This is a genomic window from Paraburkholderia sp. IMGN_8 (assembly GCF_038050405.1).
GTDB lineage: Bacteria > Pseudomonadota > Gammaproteobacteria > Burkholderiales > Burkholderiaceae > Paraburkholderia.
The window spans coordinates 1,425,569-1,444,055 of sequence record NZ_CP150901.1 but is presented as its reverse complement, the minus strand read 5'-3'; the positions used below and the strand labels follow the sequence as shown (position 1 = coordinate 1,444,055).

15 protein-coding genes are annotated in these 18,487 nt (G+C 55.1%); 4 read left to right on the top strand and 11 right to left on the bottom strand.

The annotated features are described in order from the left end of the window. Positions 1-93: 93 nt before the first annotated feature. The 6 genes from WN982_RS27770 to WN982_RS27745 all read right to left on the bottom strand — a co-directional run bounded on the left by WN982_RS27770 (position 94) and on the right by WN982_RS27745 (position 7,158). Positions 94-957, bottom strand: coding sequence for a methylenetetrahydrofolate reductase (locus tag WN982_RS27770; protein ID WP_341318789.1), 864 nt, complete (start codon positions 955-957; stop codon positions 94-96). A gap of 156 nt (positions 958-1,113) precedes the next feature. After that, positions 1,114-1,977: a 4-hydroxy-tetrahydrodipicolinate synthase gene (gene dapA, locus WN982_RS27765; protein ID WP_341319443.1), complete on the bottom strand. Its 864-nt coding sequence runs from the start codon at positions 1,975-1,977 to the stop codon at positions 1,114-1,116. A 61-nt stretch (positions 1,978-2,038) separates the two neighbouring features. Beyond that, complete coding sequence (locus tag WN982_RS27760; protein ID WP_341318788.1) at positions 2,039-3,280, bottom strand: acetylornithine/succinyldiaminopimelate transaminase; 1,242 nt, start codon at positions 3,278-3,280, stop codon at positions 2,039-2,041. Further along, on the bottom strand, positions 3,277-4,398 hold the full coding sequence (gene hisC / locus WN982_RS27755; RefSeq protein ID WP_341318787.1) for a histidinol-phosphate transaminase: 1,122 nt from the start codon (positions 4,396-4,398) through the stop codon (positions 3,277-3,279). Before hisC ends, WN982_RS27760 begins: the two co-directional genes overlap by 4 nt. A gap of 266 nt (positions 4,399-4,664) precedes the next feature. Continuing rightward, entirely contained in the window at positions 4,665-4,994 is a 330-nt protein-coding gene (locus WN982_RS27750; protein WP_341319442.1) for a DUF934 domain-containing protein, read from the bottom strand. Positions 4,995-5,151: 157 nt separating this feature from the next. Further along, positions 5,152-7,158 (bottom strand): DUF2849 domain-containing protein, encoded by a 2,007-nt coding sequence (locus WN982_RS27745; RefSeq protein ID WP_341318786.1) that lies wholly within the window; start codon positions 7,156-7,158, stop codon positions 5,152-5,154. Positions 7,159-8,000: 842 nt separating this feature from the next. On the opposite strand from WN982_RS27745, the gene WN982_RS27740 reads away from it, so the two are divergent. Beyond that, positions 8,001-8,645, top strand: a complete 645-nt coding sequence (locus WN982_RS27740) for a DUF6436 domain-containing protein (protein ID WP_341318785.1) — start codon at positions 8,001-8,003, stop codon at positions 8,643-8,645. A gap of 99 nt (positions 8,646-8,744) precedes the next feature. Next, on the top strand, positions 8,745-9,368 hold the full coding sequence (locus tag WN982_RS27735) for an SCO family protein (protein ID WP_341318784.1): 624 nt from the start codon (positions 8,745-8,747) through the stop codon (positions 9,366-9,368). Between the two features lie 604 nt (positions 9,369-9,972). On the opposite strand, the gene cyoE is transcribed toward WN982_RS27735, so the two are convergent. Genes cyoE through cyoA form a run of 5 tightly spaced genes read right to left on the bottom strand, consistent with a single transcriptional unit; the run spans position 9,973 to position 14,775 of the window. Then, on the bottom strand, positions 9,973-11,010 hold the full coding sequence (gene cyoE / locus WN982_RS27730) for a heme o synthase (protein WP_341318783.1): 1,038 nt from the start codon (positions 11,008-11,010) through the stop codon (positions 9,973-9,975). Continuing rightward, complete coding sequence (gene cyoD / locus WN982_RS27725) at positions 10,905-11,237, bottom strand: cytochrome o ubiquinol oxidase subunit IV (protein ID WP_341318782.1); 333 nt, start codon at positions 11,235-11,237, stop codon at positions 10,905-10,907. Before cyoD ends, cyoE begins: the two co-directional genes overlap by 106 nt. A gap of 2 nt (positions 11,238-11,239) precedes the next feature. Further along, complete coding sequence (cyoC, locus tag WN982_RS27720) at positions 11,240-11,878, bottom strand: cytochrome o ubiquinol oxidase subunit III (protein WP_341318781.1); 639 nt, start codon at positions 11,876-11,878, stop codon at positions 11,240-11,242. Between the two features lie 4 nt (positions 11,879-11,882). Beyond that, positions 11,883-13,856, bottom strand: a complete 1,974-nt coding sequence (cyoB, locus tag WN982_RS27715; RefSeq protein ID WP_341318780.1) for a cytochrome o ubiquinol oxidase subunit I — start codon at positions 13,854-13,856, stop codon at positions 11,883-11,885. 7 nt (positions 13,857-13,863) lie between these two features. Beyond that, positions 13,864-14,775, bottom strand: a complete 912-nt coding sequence (gene cyoA, locus WN982_RS27710) for a ubiquinol oxidase subunit II (RefSeq protein ID WP_341318779.1) — start codon at positions 14,773-14,775, stop codon at positions 13,864-13,866. Positions 14,776-15,405: 630 nt separating this feature from the next. On the opposite strand from cyoA, the gene WN982_RS27705 reads away from it, so the two are divergent. Together WN982_RS27705 and WN982_RS27700 are read left to right on the top strand one after the other, a co-directional pair. Beyond that, complete coding sequence (locus WN982_RS27705; protein ID WP_341318778.1) at positions 15,406-16,050, top strand: bifunctional 2-keto-4-hydroxyglutarate aldolase/2-keto-3-deoxy-6-phosphogluconate aldolase; 645 nt, start codon at positions 15,406-15,408, stop codon at positions 16,048-16,050. A gap of 795 nt (positions 16,051-16,845) precedes the next feature. Then, positions 16,846-18,393 carry a methyl-accepting chemotaxis protein gene (locus WN982_RS27700; RefSeq protein ID WP_341318777.1) on the top strand — a complete coding sequence of 516 codons (1,548 nt, stop codon included), beginning with the start codon at positions 16,846-16,848 and terminating at the stop codon, positions 18,391-18,393. Positions 18,394-18,487: the final 94 nt, after the last annotated feature.

Genomic DNA, 18,487 nt, shown 5'->3' with positions numbered 1-18,487 from the left:
GTCCTCCCCGACTCACCAGATCGATCGCAGATCCGCTGCTCACATGCGAAAGTGATAGCCGCGCCCTCTTCCGGAATCTCATTTCCTCGGCAACTATGTCACTGCGCTGCGAGCCGCTGGCTTTCCGTAGAAGGTTTGAAACCATTGGACAGCAAGGGGCAAGTCGCCCAACGGAAAAATGTGTAATGCGATGTTGTTGAGCAATCGACGGTCAAGGTACCTCCGTAGATTGACCAGAAAGTTTTCCGGGCTGGCGCGTTCCGGCATCGAGGAAGTCGGCCAACCGTGTTTCTGCAGAGATACCAAGGCCGTAGTAACTCGACATTGAGCCGCGAACTGCATCAGGCCGACCATGGTTGCCGGCGCAGGAACGCCTATGCGAATCAATGACTGAATGCCCGAGCGCCGAACCCTTTCGATCCACGCCACGACCGCCTCCGCGTCAAAAGCCAATTGGGTCGTGATTTCGACGTCGAGCCCCTTCGATTCCAGATGGGCGACTTTGTGCTGCAGGCACTCCCACAGCGTGTCATCCCGGATACGAGGATGCCCCTCCGGATAGCCGGCAATGACCACCTTCTCGGGCACGCACCGTCCCAGGATGGGACTATGTATCAGCGCCAATGAATCTGCAAAAGGGCCCTGCGGCGCGACGGGGTCGCCTCCGACCAGAAATACTGTTTTGACCCGTGTTAGACCGTTGGCTCGTATCAGGAAGGACTCCAACGCCTCGGCCGACTGAATCCTGCGAGCAGAGAGAATGGGAACAGGTTCCAAGCCGCTCTCTGCAATCGTCGCCACAGCATGGAGACGTTGCTCAAAGGTTTCGTTACCGAGAAACGCAATATTAACTTGCGTTCCCGGTGCACTCTGCCCGAGTTGATGAATCTGGGACAGATTTCCGGCTGAGGTCTCCACCGAAAAACCTGCACCCATATACGATGACAGGCCCGGCATGCGGCAGCTCCATACGGATGATCTACGCGTGGAAGAAAAGAAACGTTGCGAGCCGTGAGCTACAACAACATCTAGCGCTCCCGGTCGTCGGCGCAGACTGTTCTCCTTGGACTTGCGCTCGCTTCTAACGAAATTCGGCATCAGCGTCGGGATGCGCTACGCGTCGCCACGGCGCGAGGATAATTCGATACCTGCGTCGCGCATTGCGGCTTCAACGGTTTTCGTCTGGGATTGCGAGAGCGGCGTCAAGGGAAGGCGTATCCCTTCCCGGATCAACCCCATTCGGCTCATCGCCCACTTGACGGGAATCGGATTAGACTCCACGAAGAGCGCCTGATTGAGCGCAGCGAGCTGATAACTCAACCTCCGAACTGCTCCCAGGTCGCCCCCCAGAGCGGCATGACAAAGGTCGTGCATCACATCGGGCAGAATGTTTGCCGTGACGGATATGTTGCCGTGACCGCCCATGAGGATGAGTGCGGCCGCACTGCCGTCGTCGCCGCTAAATACCGAGAAACCTCGTGGCAGGCGCGCAAACAATTCATTCGCACGCGCCAGATCACCGGTCGCGTCCTTGAGGCCTACCACACGTGGCAGTTCTGCCAGTGCGACAATTGTATCCACCGTCAACCGCGTGATGGTCCGACTCGGCACGTCGTAAACAATAATCGGCACGTCGCAATTCTCTGTCACCGCGCGAAAATGCTGGTACAGACCTTCTTGCGTGGGCTTGTTGTAGTACGGAACCACCGACAGACACGCCGCCACGCCGGCCTCCTGTGCGGCAGCCGTCAGTTCGATGGCTTCATTAGTCGAGTTAGCACCTGTGCCGCCGATGACCGGAATACGGCCAGCGGCGTGCTCCACAGCTAACCTGATCAGTTCGATATGGTCTTTCGGTGGGATCGTGGGCGTCTCGCCCGTCGAACCCATGATGACCAATCCATCGGTTCCCTTGCTAGCGTGCCAGTCGATGAGCTGCCGGTACGTGTCCCAGTCAATCGCGCCGTCGGCGAACATGGGGGTCACCAAGGCAACAAGACTGCCCCGAATCTTCAGAAACTCCTTCGTTGTATTCACTTTATATCTCCACATTTTCGGATGTGCTTCGCTGGACATGGCTAAGCAGCATCGCTGCAGCTTCCAACCGGGCAAGTCCCTCGTCGATTTCGCCTTGTTCGATCACCAGACTGGGTGCCAGACGAATAACGTCCGGTCCGGCCTGTAACACCATGACACCGTGGCTGAGAAACATCTCAACGAGCTCACGTGCCCTCCCTTTCCAAGGCTCAGTCAGGACGCAGCCGAGCAACAGCCCAATGCCACGGACGCCCTCAAACAACCCATGCCGCTTGCCCAGTTCACACAAGGATGAAACCAGGTACGTGTGCCGGGAGGTAACGCCTTGAAGAACATCTGGCTGGCTGATGTAGTGCAACGCCGCTTCGCCCACCGCGCACGCCAACGGATTTCCGCCGAAGGTACTCCCGTGCGTCCCGACCGACAGATGTCGAGCGGCATCGTCCGTCGCCAGCATTGCCGCCAGTGGGAAACCACCGCCGATCGCCTTGGCGATGGTCATGACATCGGGGACGACACCGTAATGTTCATAGGCAAACAGTGAGCCCAAACGCCCCATGCCCGTCTGCACTTCGTCGAAAATCAGCAGTGCACCATACTTGTCACACAACTCCCGCGCCCGTTGCAAATAGGACAGCGTGGCTGGAAGTACACCGCTTTCCCCAAGAATGGGTTCAAGCACCACTGCGCAGGTCGCGTTGGAAACGGCCGCCTCCAGTTCGACCTCATCGTTAAAGGTTACGTGCCGAATACCCCCGATGGCAGGACCGAACCCTTCCGAATATTTGCGCTGACCGGCCACACTTACGGTGAACAGACTGCGCCCGTGAAAACTCTTGTTAGCCGCGATAATTTCGTACTTGGCATCACCGCCTGTGTTGATTCCAAATCGGCGCGCCAACTTAAATGCGGCCTCGTTAGCCTCTGCCCCCGAGTTAGCGAAGAAGACGCGGTCGGCAAACGTGCGCTGGGTCAGTTCGCTAGCGAGGCGCAAGGCGGGCTCGTTTGTATAAATGTTGGAGACATGCCACAACTTCTGCGCCTGCTCCACAAGGGCCTGGACCAGAACAGCATGGCAATGACCAAGGGCGTTCACCGCAATTCCGCCCGACAAGTCGATGTACTCTTTGCCATTCTGATCCCAAATCCGGGAGCCTGAGCCGTGCACCGGCACCGTGCCCATTGGCGAATAGTTTGGCACCATTACACGGTCAAACAAGTCACGTGACACCGTCTCCATCATTCTTGTCCTGCCGCGCTCAGGATTGCACTCAACACATCGAGGAAGCGCGCGTTTTCGAGCTGCGTTCCGACCGATATCCGAAGGTGATCAGGCATGCCATAACCGGCGAGCGGTCGCACAATCACCCCCTTTTGTAGCAGGGCCTCGTAGATTGGCGCAGCCGGGCGCCCCAGATGGACCGTAACGAAGTTGGTCCGAGAGGGTATCCAGTTCAGGCCAAGCTCAGTGAAGCCGCCCTGCAATTGCTTGCGCCCCTGCCTGTTCACCTCGCGCCCTAACTCGAGATACTTCTCGTCGTCAATTGCTGCGCAGGCACCAGCCAGTGCCAGACTGTTGACGTTGAAGGGTTGCCGCACCCGGTTCAAGATGTCAGCGATCTGCGGTGAAGACACGCAGTATCCGACGCGCAGACCTGCAAGCCCATATGCCTTGCACAGACTCCTGCAAACGATGAGGTTCGGGTGCCAGGCTACATATTCCAGACCATTCGGCAACGATGAATCGTCCGCATACTCAATGTATGCCTCGTCCAGGACGACCAGCGTTTGAGCCGGAACCCGCTCAAGAAATCGTACGAGTGCGTCACGGTCGAACCAGGTGCCTGTAGGATTATTCGGATTGGCCATAAACACGATTCGCGTGTCGCCATCGATGGCCAGGAGCATCCGATCCAGGTCATTGCCCCAATCTTTGCTAGGAATCTCGCGCCGTTCGGCACCGGCGGCAGCTGTCGCCGAGGCATAGACCGCGAACGAATGTTGACCGAAAACCGCATTCCGGCCTTTGGTGAGGAAGGCTTGCGCAATCATGACGAGAAGGTCATTGGAGCCATTACCGAGCGTAATGCCGTCGGGTGCCAAGCCAAAACGATCACTAATCTTTTTCTTAAGCCGAAAACCGTTCCCATCCGGATATCGAGTGACGTTTTCGAGTTCCTTTTCAATCGCTGAGATAACCCGTGGATTCACAGCCAACGGTGTCTCATTGCTAGCCAGCTTGATGATTTCTCCCGCGGCCAATCCCGTCTCCCGTTCCAACTCATCTATCGGCTTCCCCGGAACGTAAGGGGCAAGCTTTTGCACGTCGCTGACTGCCAGCGACAGAAAGTCAATTGACATGATAAGTGCTCTTGTTTCAGTTATCGGTCGAGGCTCTACAAGAAAATCTCTCAGTTCCAGAGCCTGCGGCTACGCTGACTGTTTAGATGCCACGTAGTAGCGTGAAGTAAAAAAACCGGCCCTCGCCACGGTGTCCGTTCATTGCGAGAGAAACCGCTACTATGCATCGGGCTGTAATCGGAAGGCGATCGCCCGATTTCGGATGCCGCTAGACACCGTAAATCCAGACTGAATGTGTGCGATCACCACGACGCTTACGGTCAATGCTAGCCGCCACTCTGGCGAGACAGGCGATCCAAAAACGTCCGTGGTTTCGCTTTCGCCTTATCAAGCGAAACAGCAGCATCGCGCCATCGGATTATGGGGACACGCGACGAGGCCAGCAAACTCGTATAACCGCACTGCAGAAGGACGGCGAACTGGTCTGGGAGCAACGGCCCTGCGGCGCGGATATCGCCTTCGAATCGATAGCGCTCCCTGAGCATGCGGGCGAGCGTGAATCCACGGCCGTCGCGGGACGCGCGGAATTCGACTACGATGAGTTCGACGTGGTCAAGCAGCGGGACTAGACTGCCTGCGTCCTGTTCGGCGAACACCCATATTCCGGACGCACTAGCGCCGAACCTGGACTCAAATTCTCCCCACTGTTCCAAACGGACCACAATCCGTTCAGAGTTGGCGTGTTGTGAATGCAGAAGGTCCCGTCCCTCTTGAGGATAATCCCATGGATCCTCGGTGACAGCACCGCTTCTATCAATCAAAACCACGGATGGCCTCCTTGAAAATATCGATGCCTAGACGGCGGTATGTGTCGATAAAGCGTTCACCGTCTTCCCGTTGCTTGAGGTACACGTCCACGATGGACTCTATTACGGCAGGTACATCGTCATAAGAGACGGACGGCCCCAGAATCTTACCTACGGCTGCTTTTTCATCCCCACTACCGCCCAGCGTAATCTGGTAATGTTCCTCGCCGCCTTTGTCCACGCCCAGAATCCCGATATGTGCGATATGGTGGTGAGCGCAGGCGTTGATGCAACCTGAGACGTTAAGCTTCAGTTCACCGATATCGCGCTGCTTGTCTTCGTTGAAGCGCAACGCGATACGTTGGGCGACCGGAACCGACCTCGCCATTGCCAAGCTGCAATAGTCGAGACCCGGACACGCGATGGAATCCGAGATCAGATTGATATTCGGCGTAGCCAGACCTGCCGCCCCAAGCGCTCCCCACAGTTCATACAGTTGGCTTAACTTCACATGCGGAAGCACCAGGTTTTGCTCGTGAGACACGTGAACCTCGTTGAGCGAATAAGCTTCCGCCAATTCGGCAATGGCCTCCATCTCCTCGGCACTGATGTCGCCAGGAATACCACCGGGCGGTTTCAAGGAAACGACCGCACTGATATAGCCCGGCATCTTGTGCGGATGGGTGTTACTGCGGACCCAATGGCCAAAGGCCTTATCTTGGTTCAATGCTGTACTGAACTCCGACGAGTCAGACGACAATCTCTCGAAATTCGGCGTGACGAACCGAGCCTGGATGGCCCGTACAATTTCCGGCTCGACATACTGCCGATCGGTTGGCAGCCCCGCGAACTCCTCTTCGATCATCTCGATGAACTTCCCGGGCTTCATTTCACGGACGAGAATCTTGATTCGGGCCTTGTAGATGTTGTCACGCCTACCCAACGCGTTATAGACGCGAAGGATAGCTTCGACATACCTGAGCAGATCACGCTCGGGGAGCCAGTCACGCACCTTCGTACCGACGATCGGAGTTCGACCTAACCCGCCCCCCGCGTACACCTGAAGCCCGGTTTCACCCTTGTCATTCCTACGCGCAAGGATTCCGATATCGTGAAATCGGACGGCAGCCCGATCGACCGGGCTGCCCGTGATGGCGATCTTGAATTTGCGTGGCAGGTAAGTAAATTCTGGGTGGTCTGTCGACCACTGCCGCAGGATCTCAGCGTGAACTCGTGGGTCTACAACTTCATCGGCGGCAGCCCCGGCAAAATGGTCTGTCGTTACGTTGCGCACGCAGTTTCCACTTGTCTGAATACAGTGCAGATCGGCGTCGGCCAAAACAGACAAAATTTCCGGCGTATCGTCAAGGCGCGGCCAATTGAACTGCAGATTCTGGCGGGTAGTGAAGTGTCCGTATCCCTTGTCGTATGTCCGCGCAATATACGCGAGTTGACGCATTTGAATGCCGCTCAGCGTGCCATAGGGCACCGCCACCCTGAGCATGTAGCCATGCAACTGAAGATACAGACCATTCATCAACCTATAGACCTTGAACTCCTCCTCATCGAGTTCACCCGATAGGCGGCGCTCAACCTGCTGGCCGAACTGGGCTGCGCGATCCTTCAGGAATTCGCGCTCGGAGTGATCATATCGGTATATCCCTGCGTGACTCACATCGACCGAAACGAGAGGCGGCGTGCGACGTGGCAAACGTCGCTCCAAATCGGATGCCTGCTTGCCGAGATCCGCTCTCACCGAGGGACCGCGCGAACGGATTAATTCTCGAAAGTCGACCGGCTCAGGCCGCCCGCCGACCAAGTGCGCCGCACGTGGCGTCGGCGCGACGATGTAGTTGAGCGCATCGACCTGCCCCGCTGCTTTCGCCGCCTCAAGCTGGGCCTCATCGAACGCACACGCATCCACCAAACTTTCCACCCAACTATGCCGGGCGTCGAGCCAGACGACGGCTCCATCACGCAACCGATTGGCTGAAATCAAGAAACGCTCAGTCATTGCCTATCTTTCCCATGTCTGGACGAACCGGCTGCCCTCATCGTATCGCCAGTTGCGATGCCGATTTGGCTTGAAAATCCCGAAAAATTGCCTGGTTACAGTTTGTATGCATCTGCTGCTTTGTGTATGCGTACTATAACTCAATGTATGGATTAAGATATAGAAGCAACGCGTGACTGACAACCATGCAAAAAACCATCGCACTGCTGCAGGAAGAAGGTGGCGCGCCGCGCCTGCCCAACGCGCACGCACCGGCCGCTTACGACCAAGGTTCGCGCTAGTGGTGCCTGGAGACCGACTTCCTGTCCCGGCGACCAAAGTAGAACTACGCGGCCCGTAGCAGTCTCGGGCACGGAAAGTGGGTTCGACCGCGCCCTACATTGCCCTAGGCCCGCGACAAGAAGACGCAAGTTCGACCGCCCACCAGGAGTACGACAAAACAGCGCACCGGTCGACCGAGCACAACAAAGCTGCGCAGGTATTCCGTACAATTAATGTATGTCAGTTAAAATTTACACATTTGTATGGAAATTGCGAATCCTCAAGAACGACGCGACGATGCAAGCAGGCAGCAATTCCTACTGTTACTACTGAGCGCAATACTGCTCGTCGCCTTGATCCTCGGGGTCCTTGTATACGGGATCTCGCGGCCTCAAACGGCCGCGGTCCAGGCCGGTGAGCGTCGCGCCATTGATGAGTGCCGGCGTCGCAGCGAAGACCTCGCTCAATCGTCACCCTCCCGTAGTTTCCAAGAAGATTCATGCCGGGAGATGGAGAAACAATTTCAGCTTAAATTCCAGCACCGGCGCTAGCCACGCCAAGCGCTAGTGGAGTGTATTGAAATGTCGTTAAGTCACGAGGACGATCGCGGCCCGTCAGCCATCCCCTTCTTGCGTCGCCGTCCTGTTGTTCTCTTCTTGTGTGCAGCTTCGGCCATCCTGATAGCCACTGGAGTTGGGTTATGGCGGTATTTCGGCGTTGGTGGTCTGACGAGCTATGCCGATAAAGCCGTCTTATTTCAGGATGCGCAGTTGCGCCTGCCACCAGAACTGGCAGGAAACACTGGTCATATCCGGGTTGTGCATTTCTGGGACCCTGACTGCACAACCTGCAACGAGAATACGGACGCGCATCTGAACTATCTGATTACGATGTTCAGGGGATCGAATATTGACTTCTACAGTGTGCAGAAACCAGGCACGCGCGGACAGTTGCCTGCCTTTTTGCGAGGCAAGCTCAAACCCTTGTCCCATATTGATGGGATGGAGCGTATACCGGCAAGTCCATCGATGGCCATCTGGGGACCGGACGGCAAACTGGCGTATGCCGGACCGTATAGCCAAGGTCTGGTCTGCAGTTCGACGAATAGCTTTGTCGAGCCCATTCTGGACAAGCTCGTTGCCGGGCGGCATGTCGAACCCTTCCCCACAACGGTGGTCGTCGGTTGCTACTGCCCCTGGAGTACCAAGCCCAGTGGCAGCCATTAAAAACTCTGTCTCATCATATTTCACACGATGAAGGCGGCGACAAAGTCGGTCCGCGATGCGCGCAGAACTCCATCGCGAGCCAGTTATGGAGTTTCCCACATGTTTCGCACCAGGAAGACCTGGCTGTCCGATAGCAGCCCATTTATACCCGGACGTCGCCGCCTCCTGCTCGGTTCAGTCTTGCTGTTCAGTCTCGCGGCCTGCGATCAGAAAGAGACGTCGAAACTGCACGGAGTGGACCTGTCAACCCTGCCCCTTGCTGGCACATTTCAGTTGCGAGATTTCAACGGAAATCTGCGATCCCTGAACGAGTTCCGCGGTGACGTAATCATCCTGCTCTTTGGCTATACCCATTGTCCCGACGTCTGCCCGACATCCCTCGCGCGTGCCGCTCAAATAAAGGCGTTACTTGGAGACAAAGGCAAGAAACTGCAGGTACTTTTTGTTTCTGTCGATCCCGAGCGCGATACTCCCGAAATCCTCAAGGCATACACAACTGCATTCGATCCGACGTTCGTCGGTCTATACGGTGACGCAGAGCAAACGGCCAATGTCGCCAAGTCCTTTGGTGCTTTCTATCGAAAGGTTCCCTCAGGAGATTCGTACACCATGGAACACTCTTCGCTCGATTACGTCATTGACACCACCGGGCATCTTCGTTTCGCCCTGCGCTATGAGGAGAGCGCTCAAGACTGCGTTGATGACCTTCGGCAATTGCTTTGAGGTGTAGTGAAGAGAGACGCGGCGTCCATGCAGCGTACAGAAAGATGCGCGAGCACTGGCTTGCCACCCGGAGCGGCTCGCCGCACCTGAGTGCGAAAGGTACCCGTGGCGGCGGCGTTTGCGCCGGTCTCCTTCGTAGGGAGGCAGCCCTTTGACATGCGAAGACAATTTGCATGCGCAGTTTTGTTCACCGTCAAGCTAACGATTTGAATTCCTCACGACGAACTAAGTAGCCGCCGGTGCGCTCATAGGCAGGAGTCGCATTCAGCATCCGTCGATGGTTAGAGATGACATTGGCATACCGGTGCCTCGGCAAACGCGGCCGGTACGACGCTCAATAGAGCCACCACTAGAGCCTCCTTCATCAGGAACCGTCGAGATACCCCGTCCTTCAGGGCGGGGAGGATGTCAACTGGTAGCGCCGTGAGACCGGGTCCTCCAAGGCGGCGAGGACGTCAACATAGTACGTCCCCTGTCCCAAAAGCAACACCCGACGAAGGCACAAAGTCAGCCAATCAGGTGACCGTACATGAGCGCTTAATTTGGGTGTTCGCGTTGACGAGGTCGACCCAACACCTGTCTCCGTCATTGCGACAAGTGGCAGCTACTGTCCCTGGAAAACCAGGCTCTGGGCAGGCAGTGGTCGATGGAAATCCACCGACATCGCCACACTTAGTACGGTTATGAGGGCGATTGATGTGAAGAAAATTTTCCGCGCCCATTTGATATCGTTACTGGCTGTCCAGCCCGCGAGTCCCAAACAAAACCAGTAAACCCCACCTATGAGCGCAGCGAGCATGTAGACCTTGCCAACATAGCCCAGAACGCCGAGCATGAGCGTCGCGCCTGTGAAGGCTACGATGTAAGCAACAATGTGCCGCTTGGCGGTTGAAATGCCTTTCATGACTGGGAATACGGGGATCGAGGCAGCCTTGTAGTCTCTCGCGCGAAAGATGGCAATGGCGTACGAGTGAGGCATCTGCCAGAGACTGAACATCACCAGCAACGTCACCGCAGCTCCATCGAATCCGCCGCTAGCCGCGCAGTATCCGACGACTGGCGGCATGGCCCCAGAAATGCTTCCAATCAGTGTTCCATGGATCGAATTTCGTTTGAAGTAGAGACTATAAAGGCCTGCATATACAACATAGCCCAGCAACACAAGTATCACCGGTAGCAGACATGAAGTCGCACCGTACAGAATCGCTGTTCCCGCCACGCCCAAGACACATCCATAGAGCAGCGCCAGTCCGACAGGGATTCTGCCGGTAACCATGGGACGGCTCCGGGTACGTGTCATCAGCCCATCGATGTCGCGATCGATGATGTTGTTGATCACGCACCCAGAAGCAACGATAAGCGCGACGCTCAGTACTACCATGCAGCCCTGGATCCAGTTCACGTTTCCTTTCGAGGCCAACAGAAAGCCTCCCGTGACGGAAATGAGATTGCCGATCACGATGCCGGGTTTTGTAAGCTGCAGGTATGGGCGAAACATGTCTGAGTAGTCCACGGTTGAACGTGCGCGTTGCCGCATCAGTTGATCATCATGTTGTAATGCATGCTCCAGATGATCCAGACCGATAGCGCAACAATGATGAAGAGGATGACCAACGTAAAAACAAAGCTGATCAAGTTCCACCCACCCTCGGAAGATCGACTCATGTGCAAGAAATACACAAGTTGCACGATAACCTGCACGACGGCCAAAATTACGGCCACTAGCAACGTAGTAGAGCGCGGAAGCACCGGATGCATAACCAAAGCAAATGGGATTACGGTCAGGATTATCGAAAACAGAAATCCGACGTTGTAAGATTTTGCGGTGCCGTGAGCTTCTCCGGCGCGGTTAGTCGCATGATTTGACATTATCAGAACGCTCCGATGAGGTAGACGATAGTGAAGACGCAAACCCAGACAAGGTCCAGAAAGTGCCAAAACAAGCTCAGACAGGAAAGGCGAGTCACATTCGTTGCCGTCAATCCCTTTGTCGCGACTTGGTGCTGCACTACTGCCATCCAAAGCAGGCCAGACGCTACGTGAAGACCGTGGGTTCCCACGAGTGCGAAAAAGCCTGACAGAAATCCGCTTCTATTCGGACCGTAACCGTGAGCAATCAGGTGATGAAACTCATACACCTCCATACCAATAAAAACTGCTCCAAGTACGAAGGTCAGAGCCAGCCACCTCTGGACAGCGCGCTGATCACGGCGATGCACACCTAGCATGGCATAGCCGTAGGTGATGCTCGAAAACAGCAGCACGAATGTTTCGACTAGCACGTACGGCAACTCAAAGATATCCTTCGGACCAGGGCCGCCTGCAAACGCACCGCTTAGCACCGCGTATGAGGCAAATAACGATCCGAAAAGGATACAGTCCGACATCAGGTAGACCCAGAGCCCCAACACCTTAACCGAGCCGTGAGCGTTCTCGTCGTGGGCATGAGCGTGTTCGTCGCTTTCATGGACACGGTCGTCTGTAATTTCAATTAATGTTTGAGTGGACATAAGTTCAGGCCCTTTGCGTCAGGTGTGAACGGCGTGCGTTCTCGATGCGTTCTACCTCCGCGGCCGACACGTAATAGTCGGTGTCGTCGTCGTATGAACGCATAATGACGGTAACAATCGTAGCGACAAAGCTTGCTCCAACGAGCCACCAGATGTGCCAGATGAGCGCGAAACAGAGAAGCAGAATAAATACATTTATAACAAATGGAACCCCGGTGCTGCGGGGCATATGGATAGGTGCGTACTTTGTCTGCTTCGCCGACACACCACGTTTTTTCGCTTCGTGGAATGCATCTATTTTGTCTACTCGAGGCACCACGGCAAAATTGTAAAACGGAGGCGGCGACGACGTTGCCCATTCGAGCGTACGAGCATTCCACGGATCGCCTGTCAGATCGAGATTCTTCTTGCGGTCACGGATGCTCACTATTATCTGCAGGATCATGAAACCAATGCCTGCAAGAATAAAAACAGCTCCAACCAGCGCCACCTGCAGATAAGGCGTCCAGGCGGGGTTGTCGTAATGATTCAAGCGGCGCGTCATGCCCATGAATCCCAGCATATACAAAGGCATAAACGCCAAGTAGAACCCAATGACCCAGCACCAGAAAGAGTACTTTCCTAGACGCTCATTCAGCTTGAAGCCAAATGCTTTAGGGAACCAGTAATAAAATCCAGCGAAATAGCCGAAGAGTGCCCCAGCAATGATCGTATTGTGAAAGTGCGCAACAAGGAAAAGGCTGTTGTGCAGCAGGAAGTCCGCCCCCGGGATAGCCAACAGCACGCCGGTCATACCACCGATAGTGAATGTCACCAGAAACGCAAGTGTCCATAGAATGGGTGGAGTAAATTCCACACGCCCGCGATACATGGTAAATAGCCAGGTGAAGATCTTCACGCCAGTGGGGATGGCAATGATCATTGTCATAATGCCGAAGAAGCTATTGACATTCGCACCTGAACCCATCGTGAAGAAATGGTGCAACCACACGAGGAACGACAGGATGCCAATAGCCAGCGTTGCACCGACCATGGACTTGTAGCCAAACAATTTTTTGCGAGCAAACGTAGCGGTTACTTCCGAAAAGACACCAAACGAAGGAAGAACCAAGATGTATACCTCGGGATGTCCCCACGCCCATACGAGATTCACGTACATCGTAGGATTACCGCCGAGTTCGTTGGTGTAGAAATGAAAACCGAGATAACGATCAAGCGCCAGTGCGGCCAATGCAACGGTCAAGATCGGGAAGGCAGCAATAATAATCACGCAGGTTACAAAGACTGTCCATGTGAAGATGGGCATCTTCATCAGCGTCATACCTGGTGCACGCATCTTCAAGATTGTCGCGAACAGGTTGACGCCGGTAAGCAGCGTCCCAAGCCCCGATGCCTGTAAAGCCCAAATGTAATAGTCGACCCCTACCCCGGGACTGAACTGGATGTCGGAGAGCGGTGGATAGGCCACCCAACCGGTTTGGGCAAATTCCCCTACTCCCAATGACAACATAACCAGAACGACACCGACGACAAACAGCCAAAAGCTGAATGCGTTCAAGAACGGGTATGCCATGTCGCGCGCGCCGATCTGCAGCGGAACCACGACGTTCATCAAACCAACGATAAATGGCGTCGCAACGAAAAAGATCATAATCACGCCATGGGCGGTGAATATCTGATCATAGTGATGCGGAGGCAAGAATCCTTCATGGCCAGGCCCGGCGAGTGCCAACTGCGTCCGCATCATAATCGCATCTGCAAATCCTCGTACCAGCATGATAAGGGCAACGAAGATATACATAACGCCAATGCGCTTGTGGTCAACTGAGACAATCCAATCAGTCCACAAGACCGTCCACTTGCGGTAATACGTAACTGCCGCCAACACAGCTAGTCCGCCCACGGCGATGACGGCCAGAGTGATGGCGATGATGGGCTCGTGCAATGGCACGTCCGCCCAAGTCAATTTGCCAAACATGAGTTATTTACTCCTTTTTTTCCGACGAAGAGCCTACGTCCGCGGTGGCATGGGCCGCTGCGGTAACGGTTCCGGAATCCACGAACTGATCGATGACCATTTTGAACAGGCCTGGCTGTACCTGTGAAAACTGCACAACCCCGTTGCCTTGGCTAGGTTTTGCAATCTTAAGGAAAGTGTTGAAATCCAACGTCAGGGGGGAAGTCTTCACTTGCGTAACCCAGCGCTTGAAATCCTCTTCACTGGTGGCATTTGCGACAAACTTCATGTCCGAGAAACCAGGACCATTGAAATTGCCTGACATCCCTCGGTATTTGCCTTCTTCGTTTGCCATCAAGTGCAGTTGGGTCCGCATTCCGGCCATTGCATACACCTGCCCCCCCAGTTGCGGAATGAAAAAGGTGCCCATCGTAGAATTTGAAGTAATTCTGAGCGCCAGCTGCCGATGAGCGGGAAACGTCAGTTGATTGACCGTAGCGATGCCCAGATCCGGATAGACAAAAATCCATTTCCAGTCAGTTGCGATCACATCGACATTGATCGGTTCGCCTGGAACGTCAAGAGGTCGATACGGATCCAGCTTATGAGTTGACGTCCAGACGATCACTGCCAACGCAATAATAATCAACAGCGGAACACCCCAAACAACCACTTCGATCTTGGTGGAATGCGCCCATTCAGGTGTGTAACGAGCACTTGTGTTGGACGCTCGATACCGCCACGCGAACGCAAAGGTCAATAAGATGGCCGGTACGACTACAAATAGCATCAGCCCGATGCACAGGATGATCAGGTCACGCTCCTGAAGACCGACACTGCCTTTCGTGTCGAACAGTACCCAGCTGCTGCAACCGCTGACGCTTGAAAGCGCAAGTGCCAAGCCGGAGTATCGAAATAGGTTCCTGCAGATTTCTCTCATACTAAGACCTTCCTCTGTGGTCGCCCCAAGGAGTAGAAGGAAGACGGCTAAAAGTGGACTGACCAGCGCGACACGCACGCGCCTTTGCCACCCCAATGCGCCCTCATACCATACAAACTTTCTATTACTACATACAAGTAACAAACGTCAAAAGTTGAGCGCGATTGTATGGCACTTTTCTGGAGTTTCACATGGACGAATCTGTATCAAATTGACGCGCCCCCCCGTGAACGCGTTCTAGAGAGATGCCATCCTCCTCCGGGAGCCGCACGAGATACGGGCTCAAGGCGATCGTCAGCTAAACCAGATCAAAAAGCGTTTGAGGTTTCGATGGATGCGACCTGGTGTCGCATCAGCTTCGATCAGACATGAGCCAGACCCTTGTGATAGCAGGGCCAAGCAGATCGACGGTCAGCATACTGAGCCGTGAGGTTGTTGCCTTTACGTACATAGAGGCATTAGTATCCACACAATGGTCACTACCATTCTTCATGTATGGATTTAGTCCAAAGTTGCTCGCCTTGACTGTCGGTTGTCATTCAAGGAACGCCACCAATCGGGGCCTGCAAATGCGCTTATGCGCCTGAACGGGAGCTAGGACAGAGGTTGCATCATCGCCACGAAACCACGATGAACAAATTGAATACGCTCGACCGGATACGCGCCTCCAAGATTGTCGCTATCGTTAGGGAAAAGGATCCGGATGTCGCTCTTAACGCCGCTATCGCCTGCTGCGAAGGCGGCATCACGTGCATTGAAATCGCTCTGACGACAGTCAACGGGTTAGGAGTCCTTAGCGAACTTGCAAAAATATCCGATATCACCGTAGGTGCTGGAACCGTCCTAGACGCCGATACAGCGTCTACAGCGATCCGAATGGGAGCGTCATTTCTGCTATCTCCTTCGGTCATACCAGAAATGATCCGCGTCTGTTCACGATACGGAGCTGTTTCGATCCCCAGCGCCTTCACTCCCACAGAAGTCTTATCTGCCTTGGAGGCAGGCGCCGATATTGTCAAGATCTTTCCTGCGAGCACTGGCGGTCTCACCCACATTGAAAGTATCGGTGCGCAGCTACCGCAAGCTTCTTTGATGCCCAGCGGTAGGGTATCTGTAGACGACGTCGGCCGTTGGTTTGTAAAAGGAGTAGTTGCGGTTGGCGTCGGCGGTGCCCTGACCTCATGCGCAAAAACCGGTGACTTCTCGTCCATTAGACAGAGAGCCCGTCAACTCGTTGCCATGGTGCAAAGAATGGGAACAGAGCCTACTCATTGAAATTTCGCGTGCGCCAACGCAACTCAAACGAACTCACTCGATTGATTTAGATCGTTATGAATTGATTAACGCTTCGGTGGCTGCGTGGACTCATGCGCATCATTCAAAAACGGTCATCGTTACAACTATCCTGAATCGTGCGCACACCACTGACAGATCATCAGAAGCGGGAGTTAGCCCTCATCGTTAACCAGCAGGCAGGCAGTCAAAGAGACTTTGCAAAATTCTGCGACTACCTTCTGCTGCTTTTCGAAGATATCCCCGGCTTTGAAAATGTCGTTCCAGAAAGAAAAACGCTACGCGAAATATGGGAAATTTATCGCGAAGTTTCACACGTGGAGAGATCGTAAATTCATTGATCATCCGAACCTCGACGCCGCGCCACCAGCATGGCGGAAAACGCGCCACTTGGTGCCAGACTCGCCGGAACGGTCCAATCTGGTTGACGTCCTCGCCGCCGTGAAGGACGGCGTATCTCGGCGGTTCAGGATGAAATCGTTAAAGGAATGCTCCATCACTTGCCGGACACATGGTCCGTGCCGATGCGTTTGCCCTTTGCCGCAGGTTGATGTCGCTCTTTCATGCACTCTGGCTCTGCGATAGGTTTGTAGTGTCGAACACACTCCCGCCACATGCTCCACACCGCCGCCTTCAGTCACGAAACTTTCACTAAATTATCTTGGCCGTCCGCCGTAATCAAGTCGCCCTGCTGCGATGTGTGCAGCGATTCCATTTGATAGGCACCACTCTGCAAGCACTTGATCGTGGCGCCACTCCGGTTTTGGCAGGTTATCAATGCGCTACCTCACAGTTAAAAGCCGCCTCGTTTTTGTCACTGCGGCAGTGGCCCTTGTCTTGCTTGTAATAGGTGCGACTGCCCTGATAAGCGTTACCCGCGCAACCAACGCGCTGCAGCTCATGTTTGAGGGCCGCGCGAAGGCTGTGCAAAATATTTCGACAATTGACGAACTAGTTGCGGACACTCGCTTCTCGGTAAGCGACGCCATTCTCGACCCGTCCGCAGACAAAACGAAGCGCGTAACTGAAGCCACCGCGAGTCGCATCCAGCAGGTGGACGCGCTGATGGGGCAGCATCTTGCGAATACGCCTGCCGAGGAAGAGAGCAAGCTTGCCTCGCAGTTTCTGTCGAACTGGGCCTCCTTGCGTGACAAGGGCCTTCGTCCAGCGGTGCAATTACTTGCCGCGAACAATCTTTCCGAGGCTCAGTGGGTCGAGACTCAGACCATTGAACCAACGACGAAGGCAGTACGCGCACAGGGTACAGCGCTACGCAACATGGAACTGGTCGTCGCGCAGCAGGAATACGACCGCGCACGTGCCTCCGGTCATGTCGTCCAACTTGTCGTCGTGGTGTTCGTACTGGGCGGACTAGGCGTAGTTGCGCTGATTTGCTTCGCTATGGCACGGAGCCTCTTTCGGGATCTTGGCGGCGAACCACATCTTGCGGCGGAAGTAGCCCGACAAGTGGCCGGCGGAGACCTCTCAGTGAGCGTCCATGTCAAGCCCGGCGATACGCAGAGCGTTCTATTCGCCATGGGAGCAATGCGGGCACGCCTTGCATCGATGATTGGGGAAATCCGGGCGTCAACTGAAAACATTACTGAAGCGTCAGCCGGTATCGCTGCGGGGAACACGCTGCTAGCGGCCAGAGCAGAAGAACAGGCCGCCGGTATTCAGCAGACTTCCGCGACGATGGAGGAACTGGCATCGACGGTCAAGGCGAACGCTGAGCACGCAGAGCAGGCCCATGCCCTTGCACGCGTCGCGTCCGTAAAGGCTGGAGATGGTGACCGTGCTGCGAAAGATGCAATCGAGCGAATGACCGAACTTGCGCATCGTTCAGGACGCGTACGCGAGATAACATCAGTAATCGAAGGCATCTCGTTTCAGACAAACCTGTTGGCGCTGAATGCGGCCGTGGAGGCAGCGCGGGCTGGCGCAAATGGTCGAGGCTTCGCGGTGGTTGCACAGGAAGTGCGCGCGCTTGCCGAACGTAGTTCACGCGCCGCCAAGGAGATCGACGCCCTAATCAAGGGCATGACATCAGAAGTTGATTTGAGCAGCAACGCTGTCAACAGGGCCGGCTCAACCATTGTCGACTTGATGGGTGCCGTCACCGGTGTCTCGCAACTGGTCGAGTCGATTGCCAGCGCATCGAGCGAGCAGAGTGCAGGCATCGACCAGGTCAATGCTACCGTGACGACGATGGACCGAATGACGCAGAAAAATGCGGCGTTCGCTCAAGATGGCGTCCAGGCGGCGAGTGCGCTCGAAGCTCAAGCGCAATACCTTCGCAGGGCAGTGCGGGCATTTCACCTCTGAACGGAGCGCATCCACGATGCGACCAGAGGACCACTCTGCGGCGCGGAATGTTTGTAAGCACACGGGCAACCCGTCTTGAGTTGCATTGAAGGTC